Consider the following 13,116-nt stretch of genomic DNA (forward strand, 5'->3'; position numbering starts at 1 on the left):
ATTGGATCCATTTTGAGCCGCAAAATAGACCGATTCCAATAAAAAAGTCAAACCTTTGCTTTGACTGCACTTTTAAATAGATCATTCAATGGTCTTATTGAATATTTAACCCATAGATTCAACATAGGCGAAGTCATGACTGTCGAGAACAAGGCAAGCACTAATAAAACGCTGTAAGCGGTTATCGATAGAATGCCTAATTGAAGACCGATACTTAGAATCACAAGCTCTACGAGCCCCTTGGTATTCATTAGAATGCCAACTTCCATAGCGGTCGACGGTTTGAGTCCACTGAGCCGGCCACCGAAGTAAGAACCACCGATTTTGCCAACAAAAGTACCCAGTATGAAAATGGCCAGCCAGCCCCAGATACTGCCCTGTGAAAAGGCGCCAAAGGAGGCTTGAAGTCCAGAGTATGCAAAGAACAAGGGTGTCAGAAACAGACGGGAAAATTTGCCGACTGTATGACCCCACTGTTGCTCGAGCCCTGGCATCTTGCAGCAAACATAGGCAGCCACGATGGCGCCGATAGCTTGGTGAAACCCCAGCCTCCCCGTAATTTCCGCACTGATCAGGCAATAACAAAAGGCCAGCGTCATTCTTATGTGATTATTTTCCTCCGCTGAACCAGAGCGAATCCTTAATATCAATGGCTTTACAAAGTAGAAAGACGTTAAGAAAAAACCCAGCAACGCCAATGCTTTGATCAGAGCCTGCAGGGTATCGGTCTCGCTCCTGGAGTGAAAAGCCACTAGCAGCGCGACCCCCAACCAGGCAAAAATATCGGTATAGATAGCCGACGACAAAGCATAGGAGGCAGAGTCGGCCTGGATATTTCTGGTGTCGTTAATGATTCGGACCAGCACCGGAAGAGCCGTCACGGACAAGGCCAATCCACAAAACAGGATGTAGGACCAAAACTCCTTATCGGGTGCCATGGCGGCCTTGGAAAAAGTCGCTATCGCACAACCGATGACGAATGAAGCAAGCATCCCGAACAGGGCAATGTTAATAGGAGCCAGCCTGGACTTCGAACGATGAGCTGTTTGCCCAGTGGGGGCATGCCACGCAATCTCGAACATCAGAAGTACGAGGCCTAACTCGGCCAATACCTTTAAGTTACCTAGCGACTCGGCATTGAACAGAAAGCCCGAAGCTGCTGGAAAGAACTCACCCAACACTGAAGCCCCCAACAGCAACCCCGCCGCAATTTCTCCAATCACACGGTTCTGGCCAAACTTCTCGGCTAATCGTCCGAGCAGGATCGCGACGACTAATATCAGACAAACCTGAAGCATCCAATGCGACATACACCCTCCTGGAACTACCTTTGTATTTCATCTGTTGCATCACACGAACCTAGCGGCCGCCCACAAGCAACCGCGGCAGTCATAATCAGATGTATTGCAGACGCAAGGTTTCGTGAACGATTCTGGCGTGCTCCGAGAGCACCTTCGGATCCTCATGCACCAGATAGACAAATCCCCAGGTGGACAGAAAGTCCTGAGTGGCCTGGACGTGATCGCCTTCTTTGATCAACAAATTGATTTCGTGTACTGAAGACAGTTTTGCCAACACGTCCAAGCCACCAATTGACTGGACCTGACCCTCCTCCCCGCTGATCAGGCAGCAAATGCAGAAATGCTTTTTGTAATGCACCTCCGACAGCGCGGAATCTGACTTTCCCAGGAAAATATCCAGATTCAAGTCATAACAATTAAGACCTGTGCATACCTCTATGAGCGAAGGGACATTTGCCCCTGGCAAGCGGCCGTTCTGCTCAATGATGAAATGGCCTTTTTCGTTGATTTTGAATTCGACATCGTTAATCCCGAAGTCGACATCAAGCGCTTCGTTCACTTGCCGGATGTAGCTAAAAGCCCGAACGGCTTGCTCACTCAGGGGCGGAAGGGATCGAATATTCTTATAAATGCTGGGGCTGTTCCCGATACTGATTTTTTCGTATTCGGCAAAACACAAAATCTGCTTTTTCTCGCCTTTCCCAAAATTCGCCGTGGCAATAAAAAACTCAGGGCCTTCAATAAACTCTTCAATGAGCGCCCCTCGCTCCTCTTCAACATGACCGTCATTGGCCGATTCGATCGCCGCCACTGCCTTGTAGACTTCGCCTCGGTTAAGGCAGATTTTCACGTTCTTGGCCCCCGTCCCCTGACTGGGTTTAACCACCGCCGGAAACTCGAGCTCTGGCAATTCGCCTTTGATCATCAGGTCCAGCGAAACCTCAATGGACGAAGTCGCGGCCACATCTCGCAACCTGAGCTGCTGTTTCATGGCGAACTTGTTGGCTCGTGCCTGACGAGTCGACACCGGGTTGCCGACAAGTGAAAAATGGTGAGCGAGTCGATCGGTAAGTTTAAGCGCAGAGTCGGACCCGGGAATAATCGCCTGGACATTCAGGCCGCTGAGTTTTCCAACCGCCTCGTCAAAGTCATAGGCTTTGATGGAATCGTTGAATCCTTCACTACTGTGCAGACGATCAAGCATCCCGGGAAAGCGGTCTCGCGTCGTCAGGGCGATTGAGCGAAAGCCCTTCTTGGAGATTTCGATGCCGTAACGCCTCCCGGAACTTACGGGGTCAATGACAACAATCGAGGGCTGTGAAGTCATTGTCAGATCCCCCGCATCGCGTCATACATGTAGCGGTAGTAGCGCACGGCAACGTTGTATCGAATGAGCACGCCCATCGCCAGTTCCTGAATGACCTTCGTGCCGCCTTTTGCGTAATGGTCCAGAACCGTGTCGAACCAAGCTTCACTGTGATGAGTATCAATGCCGATATGCGCCTTGTGGTAAGCAATGACATCTATGGGCTGGCCCAGACGTTCCAAGGCTTGAGTCGTGGCGCCAAATCTCGTCGGTGCAGATCCTTCCACCAGGCCCATTGCCCCGATCAGGCGCATGTTGTATTCCCGGCGCACCGCCCACATCAAAAGAATATTACCGTTCATAAGGCATTCTTTAGGCGGAATCTGAGGCGTAATGTTTTTATGTGCGAGCACATTGCGCATGTAGTCCGATGACGTTTTGAACATCGTGGTATGGACATATTCAAAATTGCCGTTGCCCATTTCATCCCAATAGTTTTCACCTGCGATCATCTTGCAATGAATGGGCATCCCCAACTGCACGATGGCCATCAAGTCATCAAAAGAACCATCAACCATCTCTTCCATACAGATGTAGTAAGCCACCTGTTCAAGGGATGCAGTATTTTTCATGAAGTCGATGAAAAATTCGATGTCATCGTTAATCTTCTTTTCACAGCCCAGGTACCAAGTTAGAAAGTCTTCTTTAATGGTTGGCAACTCGCGCACATCGATTTTCGCTTCCTCGGCAGCCGTCCATTCATCTTCGATACGTTCGACATCTTTACGCATGGCATGGAGATCGACCCCTTGAGTTACCAACACTGCAGGGTCGTTCAGGAACAATCGATAGTAATCGGCCATGCGTTGCTGGCCACTGCGTTGTTCAAAATCCATTTCACAACTTCCTATTAATAAATGACTATTGGCAATGCGCTGCTCTTCAGGTCAAACGCTTGATAAGAAGGTCCCACTTCATAAAGAATCTGCATTCTCTCGTGGGCCTCCTTCAAAGTAGGAATGTGTCCCTCCTCCACCCACCACATGACCACTCGCGGCTTACTGATGGGAAGAAACCATTCACCACCGCGTTTCCTGAACTCGTTATGCGGTGTTTTGTAGAGGAAATCCTTGAGCGCAGCAGGACTTTTCCATACCGAAAGGGTATAGAGAAAACCCTGCCCCCATAACTCATCAAGCAGTGCCTGATCCTCGTTGAGTTCTCGCCAAATGAAACCCGGATGTTTCTCCGCGAGATTATTCACGTAGCGAGTAGACTCATAAAAACTGTTCATGCGCGGATCGGTTTTCGGGTATCGCGGTTTCACCAGATCGAATTGCGCCAAGACTGCCATTAAGGGTGATCCCACATTTGGATTTCAATAATGTTTCGATCAGGATCTCGTACATATACAAATGTACAGACCCCCACTCCTTCAACTTCTTGGCGCACCAAATTACCAAGCATCCAGCCCCCTTCGCGTATTACTTTTGCGCAAATTTCATCCATATTCGTCACCTCGAAAGCGAGGTGCGTCAGTCCCTTCGAGTTGGCATAGGCGATTTCTCGCTCTAGATTTTCCTGATACTGGAATATTTCCAATGTTGGCCCTTCCGGGCCAAAACCCGGGAATCTCAAATGCACACCTTCAAGGCGCGCATTTTCGACCCCTGTTCCTCCGGAGACGCCCGGTCCTGAGAGAAACCTGACTGGCCCGACCTGATCGCAATCAAAGACTTCGGAATAGAATCTGGCGAGTTTTTTCCAATCCGAAGCGATCAGGTTGGTGTGACTGTATTTGACGGTATTCATGATCAGACACCGGCTCACTTATCAGTCACGGAAGACAAAAGTCTCATGTTCAACATGCCGATCACGGTCGCGTGCACGCTCCCAAGTAGTGTTTAGAATTATCCGTTGAACATCCTTGGTCAAAGGCTTGACGCGGTGCAGCGTAGTATCGGCCTTGAGCAAATAAACATCGCCGGTTATATGAAAGTATGAATCGATAGAATTTTCGACCAGCAGATTTTCGACGCGAGGGTTCTTTTTGTCCCAGTTGGTGTGCGGGACACACTCGAGTAAACCACCGCATTCGATACTTGGTGCCTCAACGATCCAAATAATCGTGTAGGGGTAATCACCCCAATGCCAACCGTGAGTATCACCAGACTTGTGCTGACTGTTGATAATGTAGTTGTCCCACTTCCACGGTGTCGGAATGACTTCTTCCTTGACAATATTGCCAATCAGACTCATGAGGTACTGCGACTTATAAGCTAGCGGAATGTATCTGCCAAACTCTTCAATATTGTCCCGCGAAACATTGCTCAAATAGCGCGGCGTATTGCCGGTGGACTCGATAAGAAAATCCCGGCGTTTCGCATGATGGGCCATCAAGTATTTGACATCGACCATAATCGCATCACGGACCAGTGGATCGATCAGGTGATTGATCTTCAAGTAGCCATCCCGGGCAAATCGATGTTGTTCCCAGAAGAAGTCGCGGGTTTCATAGGGATTGCTATTGAGAATTTCCAAATGCGCCTGATCGGCACTTACCACACCCATATTTACTGTCATGACCCATTCCTTATCGGCTTATCAGAAAGAAAACAATTTGCTGCAGCGCTAGCGATCCTATCCAGCTTTGCAACGCTGATATATGCAAGTAAAGGAACTACAGTCATTCGCCAAACGAAGCAATCAAGTACGTTTGTACACACTTCGTATTACTATCATTGGCACGAGCGTTTCGTAACTGCTTTGGCAATATCTAGAGATATATCCAAACGTTTCAATGGCGCAGACCGCTCTTCCTCGCATCTACGCTGGCTAAACCGCAGGTAGCGGTTTGTGAGCAACCAAGGAACACCATGTCCCTCTCCATCGTCCACAGTCGCGCCCAGATTGGCGTGGAAGCCCCCGCTGTCACAGTCGAAGTCCATCTGGCCAATGGCTTGCCCTCCCTGACCATGGTCGGGCTGCCCGAGGCGGCGGTGAAGGAGAGCAAGGATCGGGTGCGCAGCGCGATCATCAATTCCGGGCTGCAGTTTCCGGCGCGGCGGATCACCTTGAATCTGGCTCCGGCGGATCTGCCCAAGGATGGCGGGCGGTTTGATCTGGCGATTGCTTTGGGGATTCTGTCGGCGAGTGTGCAGGTGCCATGTCTGACACTGGACGAGGTGGAATGCTTGGGCGAGTTGGCGTTGTCAGGAGCGGTACGGCCGGTACGCGGCGTGCTGCCGGCAGCACTGGCGGCGCGCAAGGCTGGTCGTGCGCTGGTGGTACCGCGAGCGAATGCCGAGGAGGCGTGTCTGGCCTCGGGGTTGAAGGTCTACGCCGTGGATCATTTGCTGGAAGCGGTGGCGCATTTCAACGGGCATACGCCGGTTGAGCCGTATGTGTCTGACGGGTTGATGCATGCCAGCAAGCCTTATCCCGACTTGAATGAAGTGCAGGGGCAACTGGCTGCCAAACGGGCATTGCTGATTGCTGCTGCGGGGGCGCATAACCTGTTGTTCAACGGGCCTCCGGGAACCGGTAAAACATTGTTGGCCAGCCGGTTGCCGGGGCTGCTGCCACCCCTGGCCGAGAGCGAGGCTTTGGAGGTGGCGGCAATTCAGTCAGTTGCCAGTGGCGCGCCGCTGACTCATTGGCCGCAGCGCCCATTCCGTCAACCGCACCACTCGGCATCGGGGCCAGCCTTGGTTGGTGGCAGCTCGAAACCGCAACCCGGCGAAATAACCCTGGCCCACCACGGCGTGCTTTTTCTGGACGAACTGCCGGAATTTGATCGCAAGGTATTGGAGGTATTACGCGAGCCGCTGGAGTCCGGGCATATCGTCATTGCCCGGGCCAAGGATCGCGTACGTTTTCCGGCACGCTTCCAGTTGGTAGCGGCGATGAATCCGTGCCCCTGCGGATATCTTGGCGAGCCGAGCGGCAAGTGTTCGTGCACGCCGGACATGGTGCAGCGCTATCGCAACAAGTTGTCAGGACCGCTGCTCGACCGAATCGATCTACACCTGACGGTGGCGCGTGAAGCGACGGCGTTGAACCCGCAGGTGAAGCCTGGAGAAGACAGTGCCAGCGCCGCTGCTTTGGTGGCAGAGGCTCGAGAACGACAGCAGAAACGCCAGGGTTGTGCCAACGCGTTTCTCGATCTGCCGGGGCTGAAGCGACACTGCCAGTTATCCACAGCTGATGAGAAATGGCTGGAGTCAGCCTGTGAACGGCTGACATTGTCGCTGCGTTCGGCGCATCGTTTACTCAAGGTCGCCCGGACACTGGCCGACCTTGAGCAAGTCGATACCATCAAACGTGAGCACCTTGCCGAAGCGCTGCAATACCGGCCAGCGACGCCTTAATGTTCGGTCAGGTCAACCAGCGGTGTCTGCCGCAATTCGGTTTCTCTCCCGGCCTGAATCTCGGTCACACGCTTCAAGGCGTTATCCACAGCGTCTTTGTCCGCGAGCAGGCTGTAGCTGATCTGAAACTGTTTGTGTTCCTTCGATGCAATGGTAGGCACCAGATTTAGCGGTCGCTGATAGCGACGGCTGTAGGAAAAACTGGTACCCGGTTCAAGGCCGGTGACATAGCCCTGCCCTTGGGTATCGGTGTTTTTCCACAGGGAAAATACGGGCAACTGCTGGGTATTGAAGCCAACGGAAACACCGAGGCTTCCAGCCTGGTTGTGCAAAACAGTCAGGGTTTCGCCTTTGGCGTCAGCATAGGGCACGACGTTATAGACGGTTTCGTCGTAATCCTTGGTCGGCCCGCGATATGTATTCCAGTCCGCCAAATCGCCCTTGGCCTTGTCGTTGAAGGGCGAAACCTGTTTAACCGGCGCGGCAAAACGTGCGCCCTGTTCAAGGAACGGCCTACTGAAGTTGCTGTGGTAAAGCGTCTGGTATTCCTTTGGGTAATCGCCGTTGTTGGTCAGCGTATCGTTGAGTACGAAACGCACGCTGCCGGGCTGGGTGACCAGTTCAGTGACAACCGAAAAGTCGACTTTCTTGAAGGCCTGCTCTTTCAGCTCGCCGCGAAGGCTGATGGCGTAGGGTGGTTTTTCGTCGATGTGCAGCGTGACGGTACTGGCCGGGATGTTGGCAGCGCGACCGTGCAACGTCAGCAGCTCACCATTGTCCATGCCGGGATGGCCGACCCATTCGTAACCGCAGCGGGTCACCAGTTCATTGAAGCCTTCCAGCCAGCCCAGACCACCGCGCCCGCTGAGTTCGATGAAGGCCGGATTGACCACGTCCTTGACGGGCGAATCCCAACCCATGCGCACGTTGCCAACAGAGGCGTGCAGGACATTCATGCCCCGGGTCGGCACCACCGAGAGTTTCATTGTGCCGTTATCGATATCAACGATGCTGACACCTTCCTGCCGCCCACCGTGCAACGTGCGCAGGCTCACGGAAAAGGGTTTATCGATTTTCACGCCAAGCTGCTCACTGGTGATGGTCCAGTTTTGCGCGGGCTTGTCAGCATCGAGAAGGACGTAATCCCAGGCCATGGCGTGGGTAGCAGCGGACAGCGCGCCGAGGGCGACGGCAAGTTTGAGCGGGGACATGGCAGCAGCCTTTATTGGAGTTGTGCCATTTTTATAGCGCTGCGGAAACGTTTCAGCAAGTAAGAAAAACAGGTTTGACGCTGCGATAACTCAACAATCGACACTGATGCCTTCGCGAGCAGGCCCTCACCCTATCCTGTGTAATACGGACGGTGTGAGGGCGAGTTCGCACGCAAAGCCTATGTCAGCAACGCCTCACCGAAACCGATCAACCTCGGAACGCAGATCCGCCGCCAGTTTCTCCAGCTCTTTGGCGGTCACTGCCAGATTGGCCACCACTCCACGCTGTTCACTGTTGGCCAACGCAATGCTCTGCAAATTGCTGCTGAGCAAGGTCGCGGTGCTGCTCTGCTCTTGGGTCGCCGTGGTGATCGCAGCGAATTGCTGGCCGGCCGAGCGACTTTGTTCGTCGATGCGCGCCAATGCCGTAGCGACGTTGGCGTTACGCGACAAGCCTTCCTGCATCAGCACGTTGCCCTGCTCCATGGTGCTGATGGCATTGCCGGTTTCCTGCTGGATGCTCTGGATCATGCCGGAGATTTCGTCAGTCGCCTGGCGGGTACGGGATGCCAGGTTACGGACTTCGTCAGCCACCACCGCAAAGCCACGACCCTGCTCGCCGGCGCGGGCGGCTTCGATCGCCGCGTTCAGCGCCAGCAGGTTGGTCTGTTCGGCAATCGAGGTAATCACGCCGACGATGCCGCCGATTTCCTGGGAGCGCTGACCCAGGGTGTTGATCACCGTTGCAGTGCTGTTCAACGCCCCGGCGATTTGCTCCAGAGACGAGGACGCTTCATCCATCGACGTTCGACCGATTTGCGTCTGTTGCGCATTTTCCTGAGCCAGACGCTGGGTGTTGCCCATGTTGTCGGCGATGTTCAGGGACGTGGCGCTGAATTCTTCGACGGCACCGGCCATGCTGGTGATCTCGCCCGACTGCTGCTCCATGCCTTCGTAGGCACCACCGGACAGCCCCGAGAGCGCCTGGGCGCGACTGTTGACCTCTACCGAAGCCTTGCGGATGTGCTCGACCATCGTCGACAGCGCCTGGCTCATTTGGTTGAAGGCGCGGGCCAGTTGACCGATCTCGTCGTTGCTCGACACGTTCAAGCGCACGCTCAAATCACCGGCACCCAATGCTTCGGCCTGACGCACCAGATCACCCAACGGCGCGAGTTTGCTGCGCAATAACCAGACCGCCGAACCCACCGCAATCAGCATCGCCAGCAAACTGCCGATTGCCAACTGAATACCGACGCTCCAGGTCACGGCGCTGATTTCGGTTTTCGGCATGCTCGCCACCACCGACCACGGCCCCCCCTCGAACGGCACGGCGATGCTGTAGAAGTCTTCGGTCTTGTCGCTCCAGAACTCGCCTTTACCCGGGGTTTTCGCCAGCGCATTGATGGCCGGGACAGCCTGGTCCAGGGCTTCTACACCGGCAATCGGCACCAGCCATTTGTTTTGCTCATCCAGCAGCGCCAGCGAACCGGTCTGGCCGATGCGGAAGCGCTTGAGGTTTTCGAACTGGGCCTTCTGCGCATCGGTGTAATCAAAACCTACGTACAACACCGCGAACACCTTGCCGCTGCTGTCACGCAGCGGCGTGTACTGCGACATGTAAAAACGTTCAAAAAGCAGGGATCGACCGACGAAGCTCTGCCCCGCCATCAATCGAGCATAGGCCGGGTTCGCATGATCGAGCACCGTACCGATGGCGCGGCTGCCGTCCTGCTTGGTGACGTTGGTGCTGACGCGAATGAATTCTTCGCCGCTGCGCACGAACACCGTGGCCACACCCGCGGTCATCTGCTTGAACTCATCAACTTCCTTGAAGTTGTTGTTGAGCACTTCGCTTCCCAGGTGCAGGCCCGGCGTCTGCGTGCCCGCCACATTCACCGGTTCATCCGGGTGCACGGTAAGGCCCGCGCTGAAGCGCTTCTCGAACAGCCCTGCCAGGCGTTGGGTGCTTTCGCGCAATGTGCCGTGGAAAGTACTCAACTGATCGGCCAGCAATCGGGCCTCACTGGCCAAGTGCTCTTCGCGGGTCGCCAGGTTGGCCGTGTCCAGCGAACGCAGGGCGAACAAAGTACTGCCGGTGATGACAATGGCCAGTATCACGGCAAGCGCGAGACCAAGCTGTGAGGCGATCCGGGCACGAGGTTGAGACATGACAGCTCCTGGCCGAGCGACTGGATCATCCCGACCCCAATGCTCAGCAACATTTCTAATAATGGACAATATGTCGAACCTGCACGAAGGTCCTAACATGCAGATTTTCGGCGGCAAATCGAGATACTTGAGTAATTCGCCGGGATATAGCTTAAAGCCATCATCCAGGCAGCTCTATCGATTCAGCTCAATCGGTGGACATCCGGCAATTCCATGGCTCGTACTTCGCTCTGCAGGAAGTCGCCAAGACGGCGCAAACGTTCGCCTCCCGGGCGTGTTTTCGGCCAGACAAGGTAATAATGCTCACCGCTGGCGACGGCCGTCGGCCACGGCAGACTCAACCGCCCCTGGGCGACATCTTCCGCCACCATCAGCAGATCCCCCATGGAAACACCGTATCCTCGAGCGGCGGCGATCATGCCCAACTCCAGCGTGTCGAAGACCTGCCCACCCTTGAGCGACACTTGATCAGTCAAGCCCATATGCTCCAGCCAATTGCGCCAGTCGCGCCGATCGGGCGTTGGATGTAAGAGTTCGGCACTGGCCAGACGCGCTACGTCCCAGGGTTGATCCTTCAGAAGATTCGGTGCGCCCACAGGAATGAGTTCTTCAGGGAACAGGAAACTTGCCTCCCAGTCCGGAGGAAAGTTCCCGTTGCTGAGGATGACAGCGCAGTCGAACGGTTCATGGTTGAAATCTACCGAATCTACGTCCATCCAGGCACTGGTCAATTGCACTTCATTACCCGGTTGCAGGTGCCGAAATCGACTGAGCCGCGCCAGCAGCCAGCGCATGGTCAGGGTCGACGGCGCCTTCATGCGCAGGATGTCATCTTCGGCGCGCAGGGTATTGCAGGCTCGCTCAAGTGCTGTGAAGCCCTCGCGTATGCCCGGCAGGATCAGTCGCGCCGATTCGGTCAGTTGCAGGTTGCGGCCACTGCGATGAAACAAGCGGCAGGCAAAATGCTCTTCGAGCGTACGAATATGCCGGCTGACTGCGCTTTGGGTAATCGACAGCTCTTCGGCTGCGCGGGTAAACGAACTGTGCCGCGCCGCCGCTTCGAATGCGCGCAGGGCATACAAGGGAGGAAGACGACGTGACATTGGGAATGCTCCTACAGCGGGACTTGGCCACCCTAGCAGAAACTCTGCAGCATGAGTTTGAATCATGCCATCCATCCTTTTTATCCCTTTGTGCAAACCCCGTGAAGCGCCGAGAATCGGTGCTTTCCTCTTCACGTTGATGATCGAGCCTGATGACCATGCAGCATCCAGCACGTACTGAACTCTGGGCCATCCTGCGGCTGGCGGGGCCGTTGATTGCCTCGCAGTTGGCGCACATGCTGATGGTGCTCACCGACACCTTGATGATGGCCCGCCTGAGTCCCGAGGCGCTGGCCGGTGGCGGGCTGGGTGCGGCGACGTATTCGTTCGTGTCGATTTTCTGCATTGGCGTGATCGCGGCGGTCGGCACACTGGTGGCGATCCGTCAGGGCGCGGGCGACATTCTTGGCGCGGCCCGACTGACCCAGGCCGGAGTGTGGTTGGCCTGGCTGATGGCGCTGGGCGCCGGGTTACTGCTGTGGAACCTCAAACCGGTGTTGCTGCTGTTCGGCCAGACCGAAAGCAACGTACAAGCGGCGGGGCAATTTCTGATCTTTTTGCCGTTCGCCCTGCCCGGTTATCTGAGTTTCATGGCCTTGCGCGGCTTCACCAGCGCCATCGGCCGCGCGACACCGGTGATGGTTATCAGCCTGGGCGGCACGGTGGCCAACTTCCTGCTCAACTACGCGTTGATCACCGGCATGTTCGGCCTGCCGAAACTCGGTTTGATGGGCATCGGCCTGGTCACCGCGATTGTCGCCAACCTCATGGCCCTGGCGCTGGCATGGCACATTCGCCGGCATCCTGCGTACGAGGCGTATCCGCTGCGCCAGGGGTTGCTGCGGCTCAACCGACAGTATCTGAAGGAACTGTGGCGACTGGGTCTGCCGATTGGCGGCACCTATGCAGTGGAAGTCGGACTGTTTGCGTTCGCGGCGTTGTGCATGGGCACCATGGGCAGCACGCAACTGGCGGCGCACCAGATTGCCCTGCAAATCGTCTCGGTGGCGTTCATGGTCCCGGCGGGCATTTCCTACGCCATCACCATGCGCATCGGTCAGCATTACGGCGCCGGGCAATTGCTCGATGCGCGACTGGCCGGCCGGGTCGGCATCGCCTTCGGTGCGGCGGCGATGCTGTGTTTCGCAATGGTCTTCTGGCTGCTGCCGAATCAGTTGATCGGCCTGTTCCTGGACCACAACGACCCGGCGTTCCGTGAAGTCATCAATCTGGCCGTGAGCCTCTTGGCGGTAGCGGCGTGGTTCGAGCTGTTCGACGGCACGCAAACCATTGCCATGGGCTGCATTCGCGGGCTCAAGGATGCCAAGACCACGTTCCTGGTCGGCCTGGGATGCTATTGGCTGATCGGCGCACCGGCCGCATGGTGGATGGCGTTCCATTTGAACTGGGGGCCGACGGGCGTCTGGTGGGGCCTGGCGCTGGGACTGGCTTGCGCGGCGGTCAGTTTGACGCTGGCGTTTGAGTGGAAGATGAAGCGGATGATTCGGCGGGAGCCAACACTTGAGGAAGGTTTCCGGATGGCTCAACCTGACTGAAATCCCCGGGGATTGTGTGGCGAGGGCGCTTGCTCCCGCTCGGCTGCGCAGCTGTCGCAAAGCTTTTGGGGTCGCTGCGCGACCCAGCGGGAGCAAG

11 protein-coding genes and 1 pseudogene are annotated in these 13,116 nt (G+C 55.5%); 2 read left to right on the plus strand and 10 right to left on the minus strand.

Features of this window, described 5'->3' with window-relative positions; translation table 11 throughout:
• Nucleotides 1–47: 47 nt before the first annotated feature.
• The 6 genes from ASD60_RS11570 to ASD60_RS11595 all read right to left on the minus strand — a co-directional run bounded on the left by ASD60_RS11570 (nt 48) and on the right by ASD60_RS11595 (nt 5,190).
• Nucleotides 48–1,310: a cation:proton antiporter gene (locus ASD60_RS11570; protein ID WP_056854133.1), complete on the minus strand. Its 1,263-nt coding sequence runs from the start codon at nt 1,308–1,310 to the stop codon at nt 48–50.
• 85 nt (nt 1,311–1,395) lie between these two features.
• Entirely contained in the window at nt 1,396–2,628 is a 1,233-nt protein-coding gene (locus ASD60_RS11575; RefSeq protein ID WP_056854134.1) for an ATP-grasp domain-containing protein, read from the minus strand.
• 2 nt (nt 2,629–2,630) lie between these two features.
• On the minus strand, nt 2,631–3,503 hold the full coding sequence (locus tag ASD60_RS11580; protein WP_056854135.1) for an iron-containing redox enzyme family protein: 873 nt from the start codon (nt 3,501–3,503) through the stop codon (nt 2,631–2,633).
• Between the two features lie 14 nt (nt 3,504–3,517).
• A complete protein-coding gene (locus ASD60_RS11585) occupies nt 3,518–3,961 on the minus strand; it encodes a DUF3291 domain-containing protein (RefSeq protein ID WP_056854136.1) in 444 nt (147 codons plus the stop codon).
• Entirely contained in the window at nt 3,961–4,419 is a 459-nt protein-coding gene (locus ASD60_RS11590) for a VOC family protein (protein ID WP_056854137.1), read from the minus strand. Before ASD60_RS11590 ends, ASD60_RS11585 begins: the two co-directional genes overlap by 1 nt.
• Nucleotides 4,420–4,440: 21 nt before the next feature.
• A complete protein-coding gene (locus ASD60_RS11595) occupies nt 4,441–5,190 on the minus strand; it encodes a HalD/BesD family halogenase (RefSeq protein WP_156386260.1) in 750 nt (249 codons plus the stop codon).
• Nucleotides 5,191–5,483: 293 nt separating this feature from the next.
• On the opposite strand from ASD60_RS11595, the gene ASD60_RS11600 reads away from it, so the two are divergent.
• Nucleotides 5,484–6,977 (plus strand): YifB family Mg chelatase-like AAA ATPase, encoded by a 1,494-nt coding sequence (locus tag ASD60_RS11600; RefSeq protein ID WP_056854139.1) that lies wholly within the window; start codon nt 5,484–5,486, stop codon nt 6,975–6,977.
• On the opposite strand, the gene ASD60_RS11605 is transcribed toward ASD60_RS11600, so the two are convergent.
• The 4 genes and pseudogenes from ASD60_RS11605 to ASD60_RS11615 form a co-directional block, all read right to left on the minus strand.
• Entirely contained in the window at nt 6,974–8,188 is a 1,215-nt protein-coding gene (locus ASD60_RS11605; RefSeq protein ID WP_056854140.1) for an aldose 1-epimerase family protein, read from the minus strand. The genes ASD60_RS11600 and ASD60_RS11605 overlap by 4 nt on opposite strands.
• A 195-nt stretch (nt 8,189–8,383) precedes the next feature.
• Entirely contained in the window at nt 8,384–9,244 is an 861-nt protein-coding gene (locus tag ASD60_RS29855; protein ID WP_442965996.1) for a methyl-accepting chemotaxis protein, read from the minus strand.
• A gap of 42 nt (nt 9,245–9,286) precedes the next feature.
• Nucleotides 9,287–10,459 (minus strand): annotated as a pseudogene (locus tag ASD60_RS29860) (Cache 3/Cache 2 fusion domain-containing protein); the annotation flags it as partial.
• A gap of 83 nt (nt 10,460–10,542) precedes the next feature.
• Nucleotides 10,543–11,463, minus strand: a complete 921-nt coding sequence (locus ASD60_RS11615) for a LysR substrate-binding domain-containing protein (RefSeq protein ID WP_056854142.1) — start codon at nt 11,461–11,463, stop codon at nt 10,543–10,545.
• 158 nt (nt 11,464–11,621) lie between these two features.
• Between ASD60_RS11615 and ASD60_RS11620 the strand changes: the two genes are divergently transcribed.
• Nucleotides 11,622–13,019 (plus strand): NorM family multidrug efflux MATE transporter, encoded by a 1,398-nt coding sequence (locus tag ASD60_RS11620; protein WP_056854373.1) that lies wholly within the window; start codon nt 11,622–11,624, stop codon nt 13,017–13,019.
• Nucleotides 13,020–13,116 lie beyond the last annotated feature (97 nt).

This window comes from Pseudomonas sp. Root562 (genome assembly GCF_001427125.1).
Lineage (GTDB): Bacteria > Pseudomonadota > Gammaproteobacteria > Pseudomonadales > Pseudomonadaceae > Aquipseudomonas.

Coding starts and splice junctions, on each gene's coding strand:
- ASD60_RS11620 (WP_056854373.1), top strand. CDS start 11,622: ATGCAGCATCCAGCACGTACTGAACTCTGGGCCATCCTGCGGCTGGCG.
- ASD60_RS11575 (WP_056854134.1), bottom strand. CDS start 2,628: ATGACTTCACAGCCCTCGATTGTTGTCATTGACCCCGTAAGTTCCGGG.
- ASD60_RS11590 (WP_056854137.1), bottom strand. CDS start 4,419: ATGAATACCGTCAAATACAGTCACACCAACCTGATCGCTTCGGATTGG.
- ASD60_RS11595 (WP_156386260.1), bottom strand. CDS start 5,190: ATGACAGTAAATATGGGTGTGGTAAGTGCCGATCAGGCGCATTTGGAA.
- ASD60_RS11605 (WP_056854140.1), bottom strand. CDS start 8,188: ATGTCCCCGCTCAAACTTGCCGTCGCCCTCGGCGCGCTGTCCGCTGCT.
- ASD60_RS29855 (WP_442965996.1), bottom strand. CDS start 9,244: ATGAGCCAGGCGCTGTCGACGATGGTCGAGCACATCCGCAAGGCTTCG.
- ASD60_RS11600 (WP_056854139.1), top strand. CDS start 5,484: ATGTCCCTCTCCATCGTCCACAGTCGCGCCCAGATTGGCGTGGAAGCC.
- ASD60_RS11615 (WP_056854142.1), bottom strand. CDS start 11,463: ATGTCACGTCGTCTTCCTCCCTTGTATGCCCTGCGCGCATTCGAAGCG.
- ASD60_RS11580 (WP_056854135.1), bottom strand. CDS start 3,503: ATGGATTTTGAACAACGCAGTGGCCAGCAACGCATGGCCGATTACTAT.
- ASD60_RS11570 (WP_056854133.1), bottom strand. CDS start 1,310: ATGTCGCATTGGATGCTTCAGGTTTGTCTGATATTAGTCGTCGCGATC.
- ASD60_RS11585 (WP_056854136.1), bottom strand. CDS start 3,961: ATGGCAGTCTTGGCGCAATTCGATCTGGTGAAACCGCGATACCCGAAA.